The organism is Kosakonia oryziphila (assembly GCF_900094795.1).
In the GTDB taxonomy this organism is placed as follows: domain Bacteria; phylum Pseudomonadota; class Gammaproteobacteria; order Enterobacterales; family Enterobacteriaceae; genus Kosakonia; species Kosakonia oryziphila.
Genome location: NZ_FMBC01000067.1, coordinates 1 through 21,002, shown reverse-complemented (window position 1 = coordinate 21,002; position 21,002 = coordinate 1). Strand labels below are relative to the sequence as shown.

Here is a 21,002-nt window from a genome sequence, read left to right as displayed (position 1 = left end):
TCTCGTCAGAAAGCGTGGTCTGATGCTTCTTAACCAGCTGCGGCTCAAAGGTGCCGTTACGATCGCGCGGAGTTGCCAGTTCGAAGCTGCCGGTCGGCGCTTTGATGGTCTTCTTACCGGAACCATTTTTACGGTTGGCTTCCACATCCTGAGCCAGATGCGAATCAAGCTCAGCAGCAAGAGCGGCTTCAGTTAACTGTTTGATTAATGGCGTTAAGATACCATCCTTTCCGGTTAATGCCTGACCGGACTGGAGAGCCTTAAGTGCTTTGTCAAAATCGAAGGGCTGGGACATGTGTCATTCCTTTTTGATTGTATATTACTGGAATGACACAGAATTTCTAACACTCCCTGGAAACATTTACCTGCGGGTTTAATGTCGTAGGAGGAAGCGATGCTGTAGGTTTCACCTTTACAGCCTCGCCACATATCTATGACAGTTGGAAACTGTCCGGTGGGATCATGATTGACCAGTCTTATTTTCCTGCACTGATACAGGGCCTCGGGTCGATACTGACAAACTGACGCGGGCTCTTTGCCGCCCGCACCCGTAGCCTCCCCCTTACCAGACAGCGGAAAACACACCGCTGTCTGGTAAGGGGGGAGGGTTATAAGTCACATCCGGTGTCACAGGTCACACTGTCGATTTCCTTAAGAACCCAGAGCATATCGGTTGCATCGGGTACACAGATATTCCATCGGATACCCGACCGGTACTCCTGTTCTGCTGGCCAGAGTGTATTGCCGGTAACAGTTATCAGGATATCCAGGGTTTTCTCATGCACGTCGCTGAGATGGACTGCAACGCAGCTGCGCCTGCCAACCCGGTGAGGATAGACCGACAGCAATACAGGCTGCTCCAGTCTCTTAACGATCTCCCCTTGCAGATACTTAATCGACTCACTGTCAGCCACACCGACTGAGGCAGAACCCTGTGGCGGAGCGGTAAAAATGACAAAGGCTAATAAAGCGACTCATTGCCAGCCGCCAGTTCTGGATCGGCATACTCCATTTTTTTGACGCATCCTTGATTGCCAGATAAATAACCTTCCGCACCGAGTCGTCAGTCGGGAACACTTTGCGTTTCTTGATGGCTGCCCGGATCACGCTGTTCAGCGATTCGATAGCGTTTGTTGTGTAGATGGCCTTGCGGATATCCTGCGGATAACTGAAGGGCGTATTGAGGTTTTCCCGGTGCGCGCGTCAGCTTTTGCTGATTTGCGGATATTTATCGTCCCAGACTTTCGCGAACGCATCCAGTGCCACCAGTGCCGCCTTTTCGGTTGGGACCTGATAAACCGTCTTCAGGCCGCTGGTGACGGCTTTATGGTCCTTCCAGAACACGTATTTCAGGCTGTTACGCACCATATGGATGATGCACAGCTGGATATGGGTCTGCGGGAAGACACTGTTTATCGCATCCGGAAAGCCCTTCAGAGGTAATCAGGATGTCCTGAAGGCCACGGTTTTTCAGCTCCATCAGCACGCTCAGCCAGAACTCTGCACCTTCATTTTCGGCCAGCCACATGCCCGGCAACTCTTTCTGGCCTTCGGTGTTGATACCCAGCGCCAGGAAAACAGCTTTGTTGATTCCGCTGCCATTCTGACGGACTTTGACGACAATGCAGCCCATATAAACAATGGGATACAGTGCATCCATCTGTCGGTTTTGCCACTCCGTGACCTGCTCTTTTACGGCGTCGGTGACTGTAGATATCAGCGTAGGCGATACATCCGCGTCGTACATTTCTTTGAACGTAGCAACGATTTCGCGCGTGGTCATGCCTTTGGCGTAGAGGGACAAAATCTGGCTGTTCATCTGCGTGATACGCGTCTGATGCTTCTTAATCAACTGGGGTTAGAAGGTATTTTCACGGTCACGCGGCGTGTTCAGTTCTTTCTCGCCGTCATACGCACAGCAACGTTTTTGATGAATAGCCATTGCGGATGTTTGAGCCTGTTTAGGGCGCATTTTTCTCATACCCGGGATGGTCAGTCAGCTCCGCATTGAGCGCTGTTTCGACGGTTAATTTCGTCAGCATACGAGAAAACTGATTGAGGTCGGCTTCGGTTTTCAGGCCTTTAGCCAGTTCAGCAGCGAGCGCTTTGAGTTTCTTTTCGCCCATAATTTGCCTGTCTCCGTTGTTGGAGTGAACATATCAAAAACAGGCAATTACACAATTTTAATTACAGTCTCTAGCCCGGCACTGGGTATAGCTCTCCCCAGCATCCTGTTCATCAGACTGGGCCTGCCGGAGTTGTAGGCAGGTGACGATCAACATAACCGAACTGCCGTATATGGACCCGTATGTACGGTGGTGTGGGAGGAGGCTGGTCGCGAGATCAGCCCCTATCCTGATCCTGCGATACAGGCGATGTTTGTTCCGTCAATTACGCAGTGGCAAACGACGATATAGCTCAATCATGTCACCTGCCAGATCCTGAATCACCATCGCGTTCATCAGATGATCCTGCGAATGGACGGTAATCAGATTGACCGGCAGTTTACCTGTCCCTTCATCCAGACCGATCAACTGAGTCTGAATTTTATGCGCGGCTTTAACGAACTCCCGCGATTCTTCCATCGCTTGCTCCGCTGCGTCAAAATCGCCTTTACGTGCCTGTTGCAGCGCAGTCAACGCCTGGCTGCGCGCGGCGCCCGCGTTAACCAGCAATTCCATAATGATGGTTTCTAAATCTTCCATGCGCTCACTCCAGAAGCTTAAGAGCTTTCTCAAGTACGACATCGCCTTTCATCATGCCGTAATCCATCATGTCGATAACCGCTACCTTTTTACCTAACGGTTCCGCCTGCGCCTGTAGTTTTGCCTGCTCGTATTTCACTTGTGGCCCCAGCAACACGATATCCGCCGTTGCAATCTCATCCTTAAATTCCGCAACAGGAACCGCTTTGATAGAAACTTCGAGTCCTTTCTTCTGTGCTGCATCTTTCATCCGCTGCACCAGCATGCTGGTGGACATACCCGCAGCACAACATAAAACGATGTTTTTCATAGTCAGCCTCGTGTTGATGGGATTGTTGATAATTATCCAGCGTAGTTGAAATCAACAACCGCTTTACCGTGATTGTGTGTATGGCATCACAAAGAAACCCGGGTTTACCTGAAACCGGTTACAACTGGTGCGCCACAATGGGTAATGTATATCAATATGCATGGTTTTTTATTCCGTTGGGGGAAAACGGAGCGATATGAGGGGAAAGTAAAGCGATCGCTCCGGTCAGACAGTGAAGCTGACACAGACACTATGCAGGATCGGCTGACGGTGTGCGACAGTCCGATCCTGCTTTTACGCGGCACGCCGCAAGGTTTTAACCCGTTATCAGCGTATTGCTGTTTTTTTGCGGCGAGCGTCCCAGCCAGCTATCCCAGTCTTTCCATACAGGTTGCAACCCGCTTGCAACTAATGCGTCGGCAACTTCTCGCGGGCGGCGTCCGTCGTGCGGCAAAAACTGCTCCAGCTCCGGATGGTCATCGGCATAACCTCCTGGCTGCGTTTTAGAGAACGCGCTGACATTATTGATGGCCAGTGGGATCACGTGATCGCGGAAGTGCGGCGATTCGCGCGTCGAGAGCGACAGTTCCACATCCGGTGCCAGCAGACGGAAAGCGCAAATGGTTTGTACCAGTTGGCGTTCATCCATCAGTGATGCGGGTTCAATACCACCAGCACAGGGGCGCAGGCGCGGGAAAGAGACGGAAAAGCGGCTTTGCCAGTAATGCTGCTGCAACCATAGCAGGTGTTCCGCCACCATATAACAATCCACACGCCAGCTATCGGAAAGCCCCATCAGGGCACCGAGGCCGATTTTGTCGATCCCGGCACGGCCGAGTCTGTCCGGCGTTTCCAGGCGCCAGAAAAAATCCTGCTTCTTGCCCCGCAGGTGGTGCCGGGCATACTGGGCTTCGTGATAAGTCTCCTGGTAGACCATTACGCCATCCAGCCCAAGGGTTTTCAGCTCGGCATACTCTTCTTCGGAGAGCGGCTGCACTTCCATCTGTAGTGAGGCGAACTGGCGGCGAATGTCGGGTAAGTGGCGACGAAAATAGTCCATTCCCACTTTGCCCTGATGCTCGCCGGTTACCAGCAGCAGATGCTCAAAGCCCAGATCGCGCAAGGCTGCACATTCCCGAGCAATCTCCTGTTCATCCAGCGTCTTGCGTTTCAGATGGTTACTCATCGAAAAGCCACAGTAGGTACAGTCATTGGCACAGAGGTTCGACAAATACAGAGGAACATAAAAGCTGACTGTGTTACCAAACCGCTGTCGGGTCAGTCGTTGCGCACGCTGCGCCATGGCTTCAAGAAAACCGCTGGCAGCAGGGGAGAGCAGCGCCATCATATCGTCGCGCGTCGGTTGCCTGGCATTCAGCGCACGTTCAACATCGGCTGCGGTTTTACTGTGGATACGCAGACCAATATCATCCCAGTCTAGTTGCCGCCAGTAATCGCTAAAGGTGCTCATAAGGTGGTCTCCAGAAAACCGGTCAGCGGGCTGGTGGCCGCCGCAAAACGCTGGCGCACACCCGGTACGGCCTGACGCGCAAGCGTGCCAGCTTCTACTGCCAGACGAAAAGCACGCGCCATGATGACCGGATCGTCGGCAACGGCAATGGCGGTATTTACCAGCACGGCATCTGCGCCCATCTCCAGCGCTTGTGTGGCATGGCTGGGCGTACCAATACCGGCGTCAACCACCACCGGGACATTCGCCTGTTCAATGATGATCTCCAGCATGGCGCGGGTTTCCAGCCCCTGGTTTGAACCAATCGGCGCCCCCAGCGGCATAACTGCCGCGCAGCCGACCTCTTCCAGTCGTTTGCACAGCACCGGATCGGCACCGCAGTAGGGCAGCACCACAAAACCCTGCTGCACCAGCTTTTCTGCCGCACGCAGAGTTTCGATCGGATCCGGCAACAACCAGCGGGCATCCGGGTGGATTTCCAGCTTTAACCAGTGAGTTCCCAATGCTTCACGCGCCAGCTGTGCGGCAAAAATGGCATCTTCAGCATTCTTCGCCCCGGATGTGTTCGGCAGCAGCGTGACGCCTGCATCGCGTAGCGGTTGCAGGATGCCATCGCTTTGTTTGCGTAGATCCACGCGCTTCATGGCCAGCGTGACCAGTTCGCTGCCGGAGGCGCGGATTGCGTCGATCATCAGTTGCGGCGAGGCAAATTTACCGGTGCCGGTAAACAGCCGCGAGGTAAACGTTTTATCTGCAATACGTAACATCTCAACCCCCTGCGATAACCTGAAAAAGCAGGATCTCGTCGCCGTCCTGCACAAGATGACAGTCCCAGCGCTCGCGCGGCAGGATCTGTTGATTCACCGCCAGCGCGGCACCGGGTTTTAGCTGATTGATTTGCTGCAATAACGCAGCAACGGAAAGCCCGGACGCACACTGCATCTGCTCATCATTGAAGCGTATTTGCATGCCGCCCTCCGCATACCGGACACCCCTGCGCGCGATGCAATGCCAGCGTGCGCCAGAGATTGGTGCGGGCATCAAATAGGCGTAACTCGCCGCTGGTGGTGCTGATGCCGCTTAACAATTTGATGGCTTCCAGCGCCTGCATGGCACCCATGACGCCGACCACCGGGCCAACAATACCCGCCGTACGGCAGTTGCGTTCCGGTTCGCTTTCATCGGGCCACAGGCAGCGATAACACCCCTGTGGCCAGGGTGGCGTCAGCACCATCATCTGTCCACCAAAGCCAACTGCACTGGCGCTGATCAACGGTGTTTCCTGCGCCACGCAGGCGGCATTAACCGCCTGGCGAGTGGTCATATTGTCGCTGCAATCGAGTACTACATCGGCCTGCGCGACCTGTTGTTGTAGCGCTTCACCGCTGAGCTTCTGCTCAAGGGTAATCAGTTCGATATCCGGGTTAAGCTGGTGTAAGCGTTGCGCAGTGACGCCCGCTTTCGGTTGGTTGATATCGTCTGTGGTGAACAGGATCTGCCGTTGCAGATTACTCAGGTGTACCGCGTCGTCGTCGGCCAGCGCCAGTGTGCCGATGCCTGCGCCAGCAAGGTAAACCGCCGCAGGCGCGCCAAGACCGCCGAGGCCAACAATCAGCACCCGGCTGGCGAGTAGCTTTTGTTGGCCGACAACAGCAATATCTTCCAGCAGGATCTGGCGGCTGTAGCGCATAAAATCGCGATCATTCATCACCTACCCCCGCAAGCGCCAGTAATTGCTCGGTGGCCAGTCGCCAGTCAGCGGCCTGGGTGATTGCACTGACTACAGCGATGCTGCCAACGCCCATCGCCAGTACCTCTGGTGTGCGTGCCAGACTGATACCGCCGATTGCTACGGTCGGGTAATCGGCCAGCCGCGCGATATGTCGCGTCAGTTGTTCCAACCCCTGTGGCACGGAAGGCATCTGTTTGGTTTGTGTGGGGAAAACATGGCCCAGTGCGATATAAGACGGACGCGTCGCCAGCGCCACGTTGATCTCCATATCGTCATGGGTCGAAACGCCAAGACGCAAACCTGCCGCACGAATTGCGCTAAGATCCGTGGTTTCCAGATCTTCCTGTCCGAGGTGAACGCCGTAAGCCTGGTGTTTGATCGCCAGTCGCCAATAGTCATTGATAAACAGCCGCGCGTGGTAGCGGCGGCCCAGTGCAATGGCGGCGATGACATCCTCTTCGACCTCGTCATCACGCTTATCTTTGATGCGTAATTGCAGGGTGCGCACTCCGGTATCCAGCAGTCGGGTCAACCACTCGACGCTGTCGACCACCGGATAAAGCCCCAGGCGGAAAGGCACCGGCGGGAAATCAGGCTGGTACATCAGGCTTCCTCCCGCTTCAGATAGATCTCGCCGCCACGGGCGCGGAAGTCGTTCGACTTGTCTGCCATGCCGACTTCAATAGCCTGGGCAGCGGCATAATCGCGCACTTCCTGGGAGATTTTCATCGAGCAGAATTTCGGCCCACACATCGAGCAGAAGTGGGCGACCTTGCCGGATTCCTGTGGCAGGGTTTCATCGTGATACGCGCGGGCGGTGAAGGGGTCGAGTGCCAGATTAAACTGGTCTTCCCAGCGGAACTCAAAGCGTGCTTTCGACATGGCGTTATCGCGGATCTGCGCGCCGGGGTGGCCTTTGGCGAGGTCAGCCGCGTGGGCGGCGATCTTATAGGTGATAATCCCCTGTTTTACATCCTCTTTGTTCGGCAGGCCAAGGTGCTCTTTCGGCGTGACATAACAAAGCATCGCGCAGCCAAACCAGCCAATCATCGCCGCGCCAATGCCGGAGGTGAAGTGATCGTAACCTGGAGCGATATCAGTAGTGAGTGGACCAAGCGTGTAGAACGGCGCTTCGTGGCAGTGTTCCAGTTCTTCGGTCATATTGCGGCGGATCATCTGCATCGGCACATGCCCCGGCCCTTCAATCATCACCTGTACGTCATACTGCCAGGCGATTTTGGTCAGCTCGCCCAATGTGTGCAACTCCGCGAATTGCGCTTCGTCGTTGGCGTCCTGAATAGAACCCGGACGCAAACCATCGCCCAGCGACAATGCAACGTCGTAAGCGGCGCAGATCTCGCAGATTTCGCGGAAGTGGGTGTAAAGGAAGTTCTCCTGATGATGGGAAAGGCACCATTTCGCCATAATCGAGCCGCCGCGTGAAACAATGCCGGTCAGACGACGGGCGGTCATCGGCACGTAACGCAGCAGCACACCTGCGTGAATGGTGAAATAATCCACCCCTTGTTCCGCTTGTTCCAGTAGTGTGTCGCGGAACGCCTGCCAGTTAAGATCTTCGGCGATCCCGTTGACCTTCTCCAGCGCCTGATAGATCGGTACGGTGCCGATAGGCACCGGGCTGTTACGCAGGATCCATTCGCGAGTTTCATGGATATAGCGCCCGGTGGAGAGATCCATCACCGTGTCCGCGCCCCAGCGGGTTGACCAGACCAGTTTTTCCACCTCTTCTTCAATGGAGGAGGTCACCGCCGAGTTGCCGATGTTGGCGTTCACTTTTACCAGGAAGTTGCGGCCGATAATCATCGGCTCCGACTCCGGATGGTTAATATTGGCGGGAATAATGGCACGACCGGCAGCCACTTCATCGCGGACAAATTCCGGCGTGATGTTTTCCGGCAGGCGAGCGCCAAAACCTTCGCCCGGATGCTGCCTGCGCAGTACTTCGCTGCGGATGCGCTCGCGGCCCATGTTTTCACGGATGGCGATAAATTCCATTTCCGGCGTCACCATCCCCTGGCGGGCATAGTGCAACTGGGTCACGCAGCAGCCTGCTTTGGCGCGTTGCGGCGTCAGCAAACCGCTAAAACGCAGATCATCGAGGCCGTCATCGGCCAGCCGCTCTTTGGTGTACGCTGAGCTGCGTTCATCGAGCGTTTCAGTGTCGTTGCGGGCGGTTATCCACGGTGCACGCAGCTTTGCCAGACCCTGTTGCACATCAATGGCGACCGCCGGATCGCCATACGGACCGGAGGTGTCATATACCGGCACGGCCTCGTTTTCTTCATATTGCGGCTGCGCTTTGGTGCCGCCAATAAGCGTTGGGCTGAGCTGGATCTCACGCATGGGCACGCGGATATCTGGCTGTGAACCGGTGATGTAAATGCGTTGCGAATGGGGGAAAGCGGTGCCTTCCAGCGTATCAATGAAGTGTTGCGCCTGGGCGCGTTGTTCACGGCGTGTAACAGTTTTTGCAGACATAGCTCATTCCATAATTATGAGATGGCTTGTCAGACGACGGATGGAGTAATGGCAGCAAACCGCCCGTGAGGGTGGTCGTTGTGAATAGATTACTCTTGTTCCCTTCGCAGGTCTTAACCCGATCAGGTTCCGCGGATCCCGAATTAACGGTCTCAGCCTTTTCCCCTTCATCCTTCACGCTGCCTCTTTGTTGGCTGCGTTCGCTCACCCCAGTCACTTACTTGATGTAAGCTCCTGGGGATTCACGAACTTGCCGCCTCGACGCATCGAGAATGATTTTGTGGAAATATAGGCACTCCGACAAGAAAAACCCCGTCCGAAAACGGGGGACTGCTTTTTAAACTACGCGTTAATACTTAAGAACTCAAGCGGGGTGCGCCATTCCACTTTCGTCATTGGCGCTCTCGTTGAGGTTGTTATCAAAGGCCAGCACAATCAACTTGTCTTCCAGCATAAAGCGGGCGGCAAGCGCTTCGCCGATATTTGATAGTACCTGTTGGAACTCCAGACAGTTGTCGTCATCAATGGCTTTTTCCAGGCTGGAGTCATAGTAATTCATGAGCTCCACGGTGTTGGCTTCGAGTTGTGGATAAAGTTGCGTGGCGGCTAAAAGTGGGTTGGTGCCTTCCATTTCGCTGATGATACGTTCATAAATATTGAAATGGCCGGCGGAGAGGTATTCCACCAGATTGTGACAAAAATCGTCCAGCGCTTTTTCATTGAGCTGCATGTACGATCCTTTGCCAGGCTTAATGCCAACCAGATTGTAGTAAGAAACAAGAAGTTGCTTACGAACAAGTAGCCAGTGGTCGACAAGTTTGTTACTTCCTCCAACGCGCTCTGTCAGGCTTTCTAACTGGTTTAGCATAAATGGCTCCGCAAATATGTAAGTTCAGAAAAAATGTAATAATAATGTTAATAACATGCCAGTGAAGCTAAGGTAGTGCAATGGTACGTATTATTGAAGCATCCGATCGTGGCTGGTGGATCGTGAGCCATGAACAAAAATTATGGTTGCCCGGTGGAGAATTACCACATGGTAAGCCAGGAAATTTCGAACTTGTGGGCCAAAGTGCACTTCATATTGGGGAATGGCAGGGCGAACCCGTGTGGATGGTTCGTCAAAATCGTCGACATGATATGGGCTCCGTGCGACTGCTTATCGATCAGGATGTTGGTCTTTTTCAGTTAGCCGGGCGCGGCGTGCAACTGGCCGAGTTTTACCGCTCGCATCAGTTTTGTGGTTATTGCGGGCACACCATGCACCCGAGCAAAACCGAGTGGGCGATGCTCTGTGACCACTGCCGGGAGCGTTATTATCCGCAAATTGCCCCCTGCATTATTGTCGCCATTCGCCGCGACGACAGCATCCTGCTCGCGCAACATACCCGTCACCGCAATGGCATCTACACTGTGCTTGCCGGGTTTGTTGAAGTCGGTGAAACGCTGGAGCAGGCGGTAGCGCGTGAAGTGATGGAAGAGAGCGGCATCAAGGTGAAGAATCTGCGTTATGTCACCTCACAGCCATGGCCCTTCCCGCAATCGCTGATGACGGCCTTTATGGCAGAGTATGACAGCGGTGAAATTCATATTGATCCGAAAGAACTGTTAGATGCGGGCTGGTATCGCTATGACGCCTTACCGCTACTGCCGCCGCCGGGCACAGTGGCGCGCCGCCTGATTGAAGACACCGTGGCGATGTGTCGGGCAGACGATCAATGACGTGATACAATAACGGTCTGACGCTTAAGGAACTGAAAATGACCGAACTGAAAAACGATCGTTACCTGCGCGCGCTCCAGCGCCAGCCCGTAGACATGACGCCAGTATGGATGATGCGCCAGGCTGGCCGCTATTTGCCTGAGTACAAAGCGACGCGTGCGCAAGCAGGCGACTTTATGTCGTTGTGCAAAAACGCTGAACTGGCCTGTGAAGTGACGCTTCAACCGTTGCGCCGCTACCAGCTTGATGCGGCGATCCTTTTCTCGGACATTCTTACCGTGCCGGACGCGATGGGGCTGGGCCTCTATTTTGAAGCCGGCGAAGGGCCGCGCTTCACATCGCCCATCACCAGCAAAGCTGATGTGGATAAGCTGCCGATTCCGGACCCGGAAAACGAATTGGGCTATGTGATGAACGCGGTGCGCACTATTCGCCGCGAGCTGAAAGGCGAAGTGCCATTGATTGGCTTCTCCGGTAGCCCATGGACGCTGGCAACCTATATGGTGGAAGGCGGCAGCAGCAAAGCGTTTACCGTGATCAAAAAAATGATGTACGCCGAGCCGCATACGCTGCACGCGCTGCTCGATAAGCTGGCGCAGAGCGTCACGCTGTACCTGAACGCGCAGATCCGCGCTGGCGCGCAATCTGTGATGATTTTTGATACCTGGGGCGGTGTGCTGACCGGGCGTGATTATCAGCAGTTCTCGCTCTATTACATGCATAAAATCGTTGATGGCCTGCTGCGAGAAAATGAAGGGCGCCGCGTGCCGGTAACACTGTTTACCAAAGGCGGTGGGCAGTGGCTGGAAGCGATGGCGGAAACTGGCTGTGATGCGCTGGGCCTGGACTGGACCACCGATATCGCCGATGCGCGTCGTCGTGTAGGCCATAAAGTCGCGCTGCAAGGCAACATGGATCCTTCCATGCTGTATGCGCCACCCGCGCGCATCGAAGAGGAAGTGGCCACCATTCTGGCGGGCTTTGGCAAAGGCGAAGGCCACGTGTTTAACCTCGGTCATGGCATTCATCAGGATGTCGCACCGGAACATGCGGGAGTCTTTGTCGAGGCGGTACACCGTCTGTCGGCCGCCTGGCATCAGTAAGGAGGACGTATGGATCTTGCGTCATTACGCGCACAACAACTTGAACTGGCGTCTTCGGTGATCCATGAGGATCGCCTGGATACAGATCCTCCCCGACTGATCGGCGGTGCTGATGTCGGGTTTGAGCAAGGCGGCGAAGTGACGCGGGCTGCGATGGTGCTCCTCGGCTGGCCATCGCTGGAGCTAGTCGAATATCAGGTGGCGCGCATCGCCACCACTATGCCCTATATTCCGGGCTTTCTCTCCTTTCGCGAATATCCTGCTCTGCTGGCGGCGTGGCAACAACTGTCGCAAAAGCCGGATCTGCTGTTTGTTGATGGGCATGGCATTTCGCATCCGCGCCGTCTGGGGGTCGCCAGCCACTTTGGGCTGCTGGTGGATGTGCCGACGATTGGCGTGGCAAAAAAACGGCTGTGCGGCAAGTTTGAGCCACTTGCCGATGAGCCCGGCGCGCTGGCGCCGCTGCTGGATAAAGGTGAGAAGCTGGCATGGGTATGGCGCAGTAAAGCACGCTGTAATCCACTGTTCATCACGACCGGGCATCGTGTCAGCCAGGATAGCGCATTGGCGTGGGTGCAGCACTGTATGAAGGGTTACCGGCTACCAGAGCCGACGCGCTGGGCGGATGCGGTGGCGTCCGGGAGGCCCGCGTTTTCGCGTTGGCAGGAAATCCAGCGCAATATCAGGTAAACTGCCGCCATTACTGATATTGAGAAACAACCATGTTACAAAACCCAATTCACCTGCGTCTGGAGCGGCTGGAAAGCTGGCAGCACGTGGTCTTTATGGCGTGTCTGTGCGAGCGCATGTATCCCAATTACGCCATGTTCTGCCAGCAGACGGGGTTTGGCGACGCGCAACTTTATCGCCGTATCCTCGACCTGGTTTGGGAAACGCAGATCGTTAAAGATGCGAAAGTGAATTTCGACAGCCAGCTTGAGAAGCTGGAAGAGGCGATTCCGGCTGCCGATGATTACGATCTATACGGCGTTTACCCGGCGATTGATGCCTGCGTAGCATTGAGCGAACTGGTTCATTCTCGCCTGAGTGGTGAAACGTTGGAGCATGCGGTTGAAGTCAGCAAAGCGTCTATCACCACCGTTGCGATGCTGGAAATGACCCAGGCGGGTCGTGAAATGACTGATGAAGAGCTACGACTGAACCCCGCCGTTGAGCAGGAATGGGATATTCAGTGGGAAATTTTCCGTCTTTTGGCGGCCTGTGAAGAACGTGATATTGAACTGATTAAAGGGCTACGCGCAGACCTGCGTGAGGCCGGCGACAGCAACATTGGTATAAATTTGCAGCAATGAGGCAAGAAAACGTGATTTAGGGCCAGTTTTGTCGCGCCAGAAGGCTTCCCTTCTTACCCCCGTCTGGTCTACATTTGGGGGGCGAAAAAAAGTGGCTATCGGTGCGTGTATGCAGGAGAGTGCTTTTGAGGCATTTCCGTCGCACTCGATGCTTAGCAAGCGATAAACACATTGAAAGGATAACTTATGAATAAGACTCAACTGATTGATGTAATTGCAGACAAGGCTGATCTGTCTAAAGCGCAGGCAAAAGCTGCACTGGAATCCACCCTGGCTGCAATTACTGAGTCTCTGAAAGAAGGCGATGCGGTACAACTGGTTGGTTTCGGTACATTCAAAGTGAACCACCGCGCTGAGCGTACTGGCCGCAATCCGCAGACCGGTAAAGAAATCAAAATCGCTGCCGCTAACGTGCCAGCATTTGTTTCTGGTAAGGCACTGAAAGACTCTGTTAAGTAAGACAGCGTGCCAGTGAACAGTTTTATCGAAGGGGCGGTTTCGCCCCTTTTGTCATTCTGGCGTCGCTCATTGACGTTGGCTGGCGTACTGTTGCTGACGGCCTGTAGCCACGATACTTCCTTGCCCCCGTTCACCGCCAGCGGTTTTGCGGACGATCAGGGCGCGGTGCGGATCTGGCGTAAAGATTCCGGCGGTGAGACGCACCTGCTTTCCGCTTTTAGTCCGTGGCATCACGGCAACACTTCCCTCAGCGAATATCGCTGGCAAGGTGATATCTTAACCCTTGTCGAACTCAATATTTATAGCCAGCCGCCTGAGCATATACGCGTGCGTTTTGATGATCGCGGTGAGCTGAGCTTTATGCAGCGTGAAGTCAATGGCCAGAAGCAGCAGCTCTCCAGCGACCAGATTGCGCTGTATCGTTACCGGGCTGAACAGATTCGCCAGACCAGCGATGCGCTGCGGCAGGGGCGTGTTGAACTGCATCAGGGAAGCTGGCATAAGGATGGCACTGTCACCACCTGCGAAGGACAGACGATTAAACCCAAACTCGACAGTCAGGCGATCAGCTATATTGAGCGCCGCCAGAGCCAATCCTCGAAGGAGCTGAGCGTGGCATGGCTGGCGGCGCCGGAAGGGTCACAGCTGCTACTGGTGGCTAATGAAGATTTCTGTAGCTGGCAGCCGAAGGCGAAAACCTTTTAAATCTGGCGTGGTTTACCAGTGTCCCATGCCTCCCATATGACCGCCGCCACCGCATCCGTTGTAGCCCATACCGCCTCGCGGTATGCCTGCCTGCGCCAACGCGATATCGCGTTTAACGCGGCTTTCGTCCAGCGACTGGTTTAACGACGCAATCTCTTTGGCAACCGCGTTGACTTTGTTGCTATCCGGCGCGCTGGCGGTGAGCAGCGCGTTATATTCATAGTGTTTAGACGCCAACTGCTGGCGCAGCGTGCTGGTTTGCGCGTAGTAGCCATCATAAATTTTTTGCGCTGCAGCCTGCTGCTCTGTGGTTAACGGGCTGGCGCCCTGCTGCCACATTCCGCCGTGATTGCCCCAGCCGCCTCTGGCGAGGGCAGCAGTGGAGCCCATAGCCATCATTACCATCGCAACCAGTGCCAGTACAATCTGTTTATTCTGTTTCATATTAATTCTCCTGTTCGTTGTCTCACTATCGGTATTGCATCTTCCGTGCCAGCGGTTAAAACCACTGTCTGCGGGCGCAGGAGCGCGGCGACAGCGGTGAATGCGAGTAAAAATGACCCGTCGGGTCGCTACTGCGGGTCATTTTTACCCGCATGGGCATCATGTTCTTGTCCGGGGGCAGGGTTAACAGGAGGGAAAGGTGGCATGATTTCTGCTCAGAAACAGGAATCAACATGGCAAAGGATGTTTGGATGCACACAATACATCTACATAAGGATAGCGCGGCACGCTGGCTGAGCGGCGTATTGCCCGCCGTAGTGTTTCTGCTGGTGGTGCTGTTCTCGGTGATGGTTATTCGGGACTATGGACGGGAGAGCGCCGCCGCCCGTCAGACGCTACTGGAAAAAGGCAATGTACTGATCCGCGCGCTGGAGTCTGGCTCGCGCGTCGGTATGGGCATGCGGATGCACCACACACAGCAGCAGACGCTGTTGGAAGAGATGGCGGGCCAGCCTGGTGTGCTGTGGTTTGCGCTGACGGATGCCAGAGGTAACATTGTCACCCACAGCGACCCCGCTCAGGTAGGTAAGCCGCTGTACTCGCCGGACGAGATGCGCGCACTGACTGTGGATGCGCAGGAGCGCTGGCGGCGCATTAGCGTCGCCAGAGGGGAGGCTGAGCCGACGCCTGCGCTGGAGGTCTACCGGGAGTTTCAGCCGCTTCATACGTCGGGCAAACATGCAATGTCGCGCTGTAATGCCGTTCTGCCGCCTGACGTCAGGCATCAGGCTATCTTTATCGCCTTTGATGCCCGTGAGTTGGTGGCCGCCCAGGCGCGCGAATGGCGTAATACGCTGATCGTGCTCTTCGCGCTGGCCGCTGTGCTGCTGGCGACGATACTGACCTTTTTTTGGTACCGTCGCTACCAGCGCTCCCGCCAGCAGTTGCAGGAGGCGATGAACCGCAAAGAGAAACTGGTGGCGCTCGGGCATCTGGCCGCCGGGGTCGCGCACGAGATTCGCAACCCGCTTTCGTCCATTAAAGGGATTGCGAAGTATTTTGCCGAGCGAACGCCACAGGGCGGCGAATCACACGAGCTGGCGCAGGTGATGGGCAAAGAAGCCGACAGGTTAAACCGGGTGGTGAGCGAACTGCTGGAACTGGTGAAACCGGCGCATCTGGTTCTACAGTCGGTCAATCTGAACGATGTCATCTCTCACTCGCTGCAGCTGGTGAGCCAGGATGCGCAAAGTCGGGAAATTGCGCTGCACTTTGCTCCCAACGCCAGCCTGTGCCGGGTGGAGGCCGACCCGGACAGACTGACGCAGGTGCTGCTGAATCTCTATCTGAACGCCATCCATGCGATCGGACGTCAGGGGACGATTCAGGTCGAGGCCTGCGAATGTGACGGGCAGCGGGTGAAAATTGTGGTTCGCGATAGTGGTAAAGGCATTGCGCCCGAGCAGCTGCAGGCGATTTTTACGCCGTACTTCACGACAAAAGCCGACGGAACGGGGTTAGGGTTAGCTGTGGTGCAAAACATCATCGAACAGCACGGCGGAACCATTCAGGCGACAAGCGTTGCCGGAAACGGGGCAGTATTTACCCTCTGTCTGCCAGTGAAAGCAAAACAGCAGAAGGACTTACAGGAATGAGCAACGTGAGCATCGACGTACTGGTGGTAGATGATGATGTCAGCCACTGCACAATTTTACAGGCGCTGCTGCGCGGCTGGGGCTACCAGGTTGCGCTTGCCAATAGCGGCAAAGAGGCGTTGTGCCAGGTGCGCGAACACGTTTTTGATGTGGTGCTCTGCGACGTGCGGATGGCGGAAATGGACGGTATTGATACGCTCAAAGAGATTAAAGCACTGAATCCGGCGATTCCTGTGCTGATCATGACCGCTTACTCCAGCGTTGAAACCGCGGTGGAGGCGATAAAAAGCGGCGCGCTGGATTACCTTATCAAACCGCTGGATTTTGACCGCCTGCAGGAGACGTTAGCACTCGCGCTCGCGCATACCCGCGAGCCTGGGGGGGCGTCTTCCCCGGTTTCGGCGGTGCAGTTCGGTATGATTGGCCGCAGCCTGGCGATGCAGCATTTGCTCAATGATATCGCGATGGTGGCACCTTCGGATGCAACGGTACTGATTCACGGTGACTCCGGCACCGGTAAAGAGTTGGTCGCACGGGCGTTGCATGCCAGCAGCGCCCGTGCCGACAAACAGCTGGTGACGCTGAACTGTGCGGCGCTCAATGAATCCCTGCTGGAGTCAGAGCTGTTCGGCCATGAAAAGGGGGCATTTACCGGCGCGGACAAGCGTCGGGAGGGGCGTTTTGTCGAGGCGGACGGTGGTACTCTGTTTCTTGATGAGATTGGTGACATTTCGCCACTGATGCAGGTCCGGCTGCTGCGGGCCATTCAGGAACGGGAAGTGCAGCGTGTCGGCAGTAATCAGACGATTTCCGTCGATGTAAGGCTTATCGCCGCCACGCACCGCGATTTGGCGCAGGAGGTGAGCGCCGGACGCTTTCGTCAGGATCTCTACTACCGGCTGAACGTGGTGACTATCGAGATGCCGTCGTTACGCCAGCGCCGCGAAGATATCCCGCTGTTGGCTGAGCACTTTCTGCAGCGCTATGCCGGGCGTAACCGCAAAGGGGTGAAAGGGTTTACGCCGCAGGCAATGGATCTGCTGATTCATTACGACTGGCCGGGCAATATTCGTGAGCTGGAAAACGCTATCGAACGGGCCGTCGTTCTGCTGACCGGAGAGTTCGTCTCTGAACGCGAACTACCGCTGGCGATTGCCTCCACGCCGATAAAAACCTTGCAGGGACATGATATCCAGCCGCTGGTGGAGGTGGAGAAAGAAGTGATACAGGCGGCGCTGGAGAAAACGGGCGGCAACAAAACCGAAGCCGCCCGTCAGTTGGGGATCACGCGCAAAACGCTGTTGGCAAAACTGTCGCGTTAGTGCTGCTCGCGCGCGATGGCTCGATAGCCGATATCCTTGCGGCTAAAGCTGCCATTCCAGTGAATATTGGTCATCAACTGGTAGGCGCGTTGCTGTGCTTCGGCAACGCTATTACCCAACGCAGTAACGCAGAGTACGCGGCCGCCGTTGGTCAGCACCTGGTCGTCGCTGGAGAGTTTAGTGCCTGCGTGGAATACTTTCCCATCTGCCACTTCTTCCACCGGAAGACCGTGGATCACATCGTCCTTGCTGTAGTCGCCCGGATAACCACCGGCAGCCATTACTACGCCCAGAGACGCGCGTTCATCCCACTCCGAGGTTTTCTCGTCAAGCTTGCCTTCGCAGGCGGCCAGGCACAATTCAACCAGGTCTGACTGCATGCGCATCATGATCGGTTGCGTTTCCGGATCGCCAAAGCGGCAGTTAAACTCAATCACTTTCGGATTGCCCTGTTTGTCAATCATCAGGCCGGCATACAGGAAACCGGTGTAAGTATTGCCTTCTGCCGCCATCCCGAGCACGGTCGGCCATATAATGCGTTCCATCGTACGTTGATGCACGTCATCGGTGACGACTGGCGCAGGCGAGTACGCGCCCATACCGCCAGTGTTCGGCCCTGTATCGCCATCACCCACGCGTTTGTGATCCTGGCTGGTTGCCATCGGCAGAACATGTTCGCCATCAACCATTACGATAAAGCTGGCTTCTTCGCCGTCGAGGAACTCTTCAATAACGATACGGTGGCCAGCATCGCCAAAAGCATTACCCGCCAGCATATCGTTCGCTGCCGCTTCGGCTTCTTCCAGCGTCATGGCGACAATCACGCCTTTACCCGCAGCCAGACCGTCCGCTTTAATGACGATTGGCGCGCCTTTCTCACGCAGGTACGCCAGAGCCGGTTCAATCTCGGTGAAATTCTGGTATTCCGCCGTCGGGATCTTATGGCGTGCCAGGAAATCTTTGGTGAAAGCTTTCGAGCCCTCGAGTTGCGCTGCGCCTTGCGTTGGACCAAAAATTTTCAGACCAGCGGCGCGAAAGGCGTCTACCACACCAATGACCAGCGGTGCTTCCGGGCCAACGATGGTCAGATCGATTTTCTCATTCTGCGCAAAGCTGAGCAGCGCCGGAATATCGGTGACGCCAATCGCCACGTTTTGCAGCGTCGGTTCCAGCGCGGTACCGGCATTACCCGGTGCAACAAAAACGGTATCGACCAGCGGTGACTGCGCCGCTTTCCAGGCCAGCGCGTGTTCGCGCCCGCCGTTACCAATCACTAATACTTTCATTGTCTGCTCCGTGGATTAATGGCGGAAGTGACGCATATCGGTAAAGATCATAGCAATGCCGTGTTCATCGGCAGCGGCAATCACTTCGTCATCGCGGATAGAGCCGCCCGGTTGGATCACGCAGGTCACACCAACAGCGGCAGCGGCATCAATACCATCACGGAACGGGAAGAATGCGTCAGACGCCATTGCAGAACCTTTTACTTCCAGCCCTTCGTCACCGGCTTTGATCCCGGCGATCTTCGCTGAGTAGACACGGCTCATCTGGCCTGCGCCAATGCCGATGGTCATATTCTCTTTTGCATAAACGATAGCGTTGGATTTCACGAATTTTGCTACTTTCCAGCAGAACAGCGCATCACGCAGCTCTTGCTCCGTCGGTTGGCGCTTGCTAACAATTCGCAGTTCGTTGTTGCTGACCATGCCCAGATCACGATCCTGAACCAGCAACCCGCCATTGACGCGTTTAAAGTCGAGCCCCGGCACGCGTTGCGACCACTCGCCGCAGAGCAGTACGCGGACATTCTGTTTGGCTGCCGTGATTTTCAGCGCTTCCTCTGTTGCAGATGGTGCGATGATCACTTCCACAAACTGGCGGGAGATGATCGCCTGAGCGGTGGCAGCATCCAGCTCGCGGTTAAAGGCGATAATGCCGCCGAATGCGGAGGTCGGATCGGTTTTATATGCGCTATCGTAAGCCGCAAGAATGGAGTCGCTAACTGCCACGCCGCAAGGGTTTGCATGCTTAACGATAACGCAGGCAGGCTCGCTGAACTCTTTTACACATTCCAGCGCCGCATCGGTATCCGCGATGTTGTTATAAGAAAGCGCTTTACCCTGCAATTGCTGCGCGGTAGCTACAGAAGCCTCTTTTACTTCTTCTTCTATATAGAAGGCAGCCTGCTGGTGGCTGTTCTCACCGTAGCGCATATCCTGTTTCTTGATGAAGTTCAGGTTCAGTGTGCGCGGAAAGCGACCTGATGGTTCTTTGCTTTCACCGTGATAGGCCGGAACCAGGCTACCAAAGTAGTTGGCGATCATGCTGTCGTAAGCGGCAGTGTGCTCAAAGGCTTTAATGGCCAGATCGAAACGGGTTTCTAACGTCAGCGAGCCTTCGTTCGCATCCATCTCATTAATGATGGCGCTGTAGTCGCTGCTTTTTACCACGATGGCAACATCTTTATGGTTCTTCGCCGCAGAGCGCACCATCGTTGGGCCGCCGATATCGATGTTTTCTACTGCATCTTCCAGCGAGCAGCCTTCACGGGCGACGGTCTGGGCGAACGGATAAAGGTTAACAACAACCATATCGATCGGCGAGATTGCATGTTCTGCCATGATCGCGTCATCCTGGCCGCGACGACCGAGGATCCCGCCGTGTACTTTTGGGTGCAGGGTTTTTACGCGTCCATCCATCATTTCCGGGAAACCGGTGTAGTCGGAGACTTCAGTCACCGGCAGACCTTTATCTGCCAGCAGACGAGCGGTTCCGCCAGTAGAGAGCAGTTCTACGCCACGCTGAGAGAGCGCCTGTGCGAATTCGACAATACCGGCCTTGTCAGAAACACTGAGCAGTGCGCGGCGGACTGGACGACGTTGTTGCATGGTAAATCCCCTGGATTTGACTTGAACAGAGAGCATTAGATGAATTTTTGGATCGTTAATGATCCCAAAACTTAGCTAACACCCCATGCAAGGCTCACGATTTTTGCGCGGGCATTGTAACGAAAACGTTTGCGTAGCGCTCGCTAATTTTTAGTATTTTGCCAGATTGTGGATAAGTCTGTGTGTAAATGGGTATAAAGCCGCGTTTTGCTGTGGAATGCAGCGATCAGTCATTTTTATGTCATTTTTCTATTGCGGGGGGCGGAGAACTCCCTATAATGCGCCTCCATCGACACGGCGGATGTGAATCACTTCACATAAACAGCCGGGTCGGTTGAAGAGAAAAATCCTGAAAATCAGGGTTGACTCTGAAAGAGGAAAGCGTAATATACGCCACCTCGCGACGAAGCGCTGAAAGCCGCGTCGCAACTGCTCTTTAACAATTTATCAGACAATCTGTGTGGGCACTCAGGTGACATGGATTCTTGATGTCTTCGGACAAAAAATGAATACCAGGTCTCTCGGGTGAACACGTAATTCATTACGAAGTTTAATTCGATGAGCATCAAACTTTAAATTGAAGAGTTTGATCATGGCTCAGATTGAACGCTGGCGGCAGGCCTAACACATGCAAGTCGAACGGTAGCACAGAGAGCTTGCTCTCGGGTGAC

Annotated in this window: 21 protein-coding genes, 1 rRNA gene and 2 pseudogenes; 9 read left to right on the top strand and 15 right to left on the bottom strand. The window is 55.0% G+C overall.

Annotated elements, in window-relative coordinates:
- The 12 genes and pseudogenes from GA0061070_RS22410 to rsd form a co-directional block, all read right to left on the bottom strand.
- A partial coding sequence (locus tag GA0061070_RS22410; RefSeq protein ID WP_208598159.1) for a transposase occupies positions 1 to 295 on the bottom strand: 295 nt, incomplete at its 3' end.
- Positions 296 to 608: 313 nt separating this feature from the next.
- A pseudogene (locus GA0061070_RS25685) lies at positions 609 to 971 on the bottom strand (hypothetical protein); the annotation flags it as partial.
- Positions 907 to 2,126 (bottom strand): annotated as a pseudogene (locus GA0061070_RS22400) (IS256 family transposase). The pseudogenes GA0061070_RS25685 and GA0061070_RS22400, both read right to left, overlap by 65 nt.
- Before the next feature lie 261 nt (positions 2,127 to 2,387).
- Entirely contained in the window at positions 2,388 to 2,705 is a 318-nt protein-coding gene (locus tag GA0061070_RS22395) for a PTS lactose/cellobiose transporter subunit IIA (protein WP_035890295.1), read from the bottom strand.
- A gap of 4 nt (positions 2,706 to 2,709) precedes the next feature.
- Positions 2,710 to 3,015, bottom strand: coding sequence for a PTS sugar transporter subunit IIB (locus GA0061070_RS22390; protein WP_090127132.1), 306 nt, complete (start codon positions 3,013 to 3,015; stop codon positions 2,710 to 2,712).
- Between the two features lie 316 nt (positions 3,016 to 3,331).
- Positions 3,332 to 4,486 (bottom strand): 2-iminoacetate synthase ThiH, encoded by a 1,155-nt coding sequence (gene thiH, locus GA0061070_RS22385; protein WP_090138539.1) that lies wholly within the window; start codon positions 4,484 to 4,486, stop codon positions 3,332 to 3,334.
- A complete protein-coding gene (gene thiG / locus GA0061070_RS22380; RefSeq protein WP_090138538.1) occupies positions 4,483 to 5,253 on the bottom strand; it encodes a thiazole synthase in 771 nt (256 codons plus the stop codon). The genes thiH and thiG overlap by 4 nt, the downstream gene beginning before the upstream one ends.
- A gap of 1 nt (position 5,254) precedes the next feature.
- Positions 5,255 to 5,455 (bottom strand): sulfur carrier protein ThiS, encoded by a 201-nt coding sequence (gene thiS / locus GA0061070_RS22375; protein ID WP_090138537.1) that lies wholly within the window; start codon positions 5,453 to 5,455, stop codon positions 5,255 to 5,257.
- On the bottom strand, positions 5,436 to 6,194 hold the full coding sequence (locus GA0061070_RS22370; protein ID WP_090138536.1) for a HesA/MoeB/ThiF family protein: 759 nt from the start codon (positions 6,192 to 6,194) through the stop codon (positions 5,436 to 5,438). Before GA0061070_RS22370 ends, thiS begins: the two co-directional genes overlap by 20 nt.
- A complete protein-coding gene (gene thiE / locus GA0061070_RS22365; RefSeq protein ID WP_090138535.1) occupies positions 6,187 to 6,822 on the bottom strand; it encodes a thiamine phosphate synthase in 636 nt (211 codons plus the stop codon). Before thiE ends, GA0061070_RS22370 begins: the two co-directional genes overlap by 8 nt.
- Complete coding sequence (gene thiC / locus GA0061070_RS22360; protein WP_090138534.1) at positions 6,822 to 8,717, bottom strand: phosphomethylpyrimidine synthase ThiC; 1,896 nt, start codon at positions 8,715 to 8,717, stop codon at positions 6,822 to 6,824. The genes thiE and thiC overlap by 1 nt, the downstream gene beginning before the upstream one ends.
- Before the next feature lie 364 nt (positions 8,718 to 9,081).
- Positions 9,082 to 9,585, bottom strand: a complete 504-nt coding sequence (rsd, locus tag GA0061070_RS22355) for a sigma D regulator (RefSeq protein WP_090138533.1) — start codon at positions 9,583 to 9,585, stop codon at positions 9,082 to 9,084.
- 80 nt (positions 9,586 to 9,665) lie between these two features.
- Between rsd and nudC the strand changes: the two genes are divergently transcribed.
- The 6 genes from nudC to GA0061070_RS22325 all read left to right on the top strand — a co-directional run bounded on the left by nudC (position 9,666) and on the right by GA0061070_RS22325 (position 14,019).
- Entirely contained in the window at positions 9,666 to 10,439 is a 774-nt protein-coding gene (nudC, locus tag GA0061070_RS22350) for an NAD(+) diphosphatase (RefSeq protein WP_071921795.1), read from the top strand.
- 38 nt (positions 10,440 to 10,477) lie between these two features.
- Positions 10,478 to 11,542 (top strand): uroporphyrinogen decarboxylase, encoded by a 1,065-nt coding sequence (hemE, locus tag GA0061070_RS22345; protein WP_090138532.1) that lies wholly within the window; start codon positions 10,478 to 10,480, stop codon positions 11,540 to 11,542.
- Between the two features lie 9 nt (positions 11,543 to 11,551).
- Entirely contained in the window at positions 11,552 to 12,232 is a 681-nt protein-coding gene (gene nfi / locus GA0061070_RS22340; RefSeq protein ID WP_090138531.1) for a deoxyribonuclease V, read from the top strand.
- A 32-nt stretch (positions 12,233 to 12,264) separates the two neighbouring features.
- On the top strand, positions 12,265 to 12,855 hold the full coding sequence (locus GA0061070_RS22335; protein ID WP_090138530.1) for a YjaG family protein: 591 nt from the start codon (positions 12,265 to 12,267) through the stop codon (positions 12,853 to 12,855).
- Between the two features lie 186 nt (positions 12,856 to 13,041).
- The gene (hupA, locus tag GA0061070_RS22330) at positions 13,042 to 13,314 is read left to right on the top strand and encodes a nucleoid-associated protein HU-alpha (RefSeq protein WP_035890328.1); all 273 of its coding nucleotides are present in this window, start codon (positions 13,042 to 13,044) and stop codon (positions 13,312 to 13,314) included.
- A 12-nt stretch (positions 13,315 to 13,326) separates the two neighbouring features.
- Positions 13,327 to 14,019 carry a DUF1481 domain-containing protein gene (locus GA0061070_RS22325; protein ID WP_208598198.1) on the top strand — a complete coding sequence of 231 codons (693 nt, stop codon included), beginning with the start codon at positions 13,327 to 13,329 and terminating at the stop codon, positions 14,017 to 14,019.
- A 12-nt stretch (positions 14,020 to 14,031) separates the two neighbouring features.
- On the opposite strand, the gene zraP is transcribed toward GA0061070_RS22325, so the two are convergent.
- Positions 14,032 to 14,463: a zinc resistance sensor/chaperone ZraP gene (gene zraP, locus GA0061070_RS22320; RefSeq protein WP_090138528.1), complete on the bottom strand. Its 432-nt coding sequence runs from the start codon at positions 14,461 to 14,463 to the stop codon at positions 14,032 to 14,034.
- A gap of 251 nt (positions 14,464 to 14,714) precedes the next feature.
- Between zraP and zraS the strand changes: the two genes are divergently transcribed.
- Together zraS and zraR are read left to right on the top strand one after the other, a co-directional pair.
- Complete coding sequence (gene zraS / locus GA0061070_RS22315) at positions 14,715 to 16,118, top strand: two-component system sensor histidine kinase ZraS (protein ID WP_090138540.1); 1,404 nt, start codon at positions 14,715 to 14,717, stop codon at positions 16,116 to 16,118.
- Entirely contained in the window at positions 16,115 to 17,440 is a 1,326-nt protein-coding gene (gene zraR / locus GA0061070_RS22310; protein ID WP_090138527.1) for a sigma-54-dependent response regulator transcription factor ZraR, read from the top strand. The genes zraS and zraR overlap by 4 nt, the downstream gene beginning before the upstream one ends.
- Here zraR and purD read toward each other — a convergent pair.
- Positions 17,437 to 18,726 (bottom strand): phosphoribosylamine--glycine ligase, encoded by a 1,290-nt coding sequence (purD, locus tag GA0061070_RS22305; RefSeq protein WP_090138526.1) that lies wholly within the window; start codon positions 18,724 to 18,726, stop codon positions 17,437 to 17,439. The genes zraR and purD overlap by 4 nt on opposite strands.
- Positions 18,727 to 18,741: 15 nt before the next feature.
- Positions 18,742 to 20,331 carry a bifunctional phosphoribosylaminoimidazolecarboxamide formyltransferase/IMP cyclohydrolase gene (purH, locus tag GA0061070_RS22300; RefSeq protein ID WP_090138525.1) on the bottom strand — a complete coding sequence of 530 codons (1,590 nt, stop codon included), beginning with the start codon at positions 20,329 to 20,331 and terminating at the stop codon, positions 18,742 to 18,744.
- A 574-nt stretch (positions 20,332 to 20,905) separates the two neighbouring features.
- On the opposite strand from purH, the gene GA0061070_RS22295 reads away from it, so the two are divergent.
- Positions 20,906 to 21,002: ribosomal RNA gene (locus GA0061070_RS22295) — 16S ribosomal RNA — on the top strand; the annotation flags it as partial.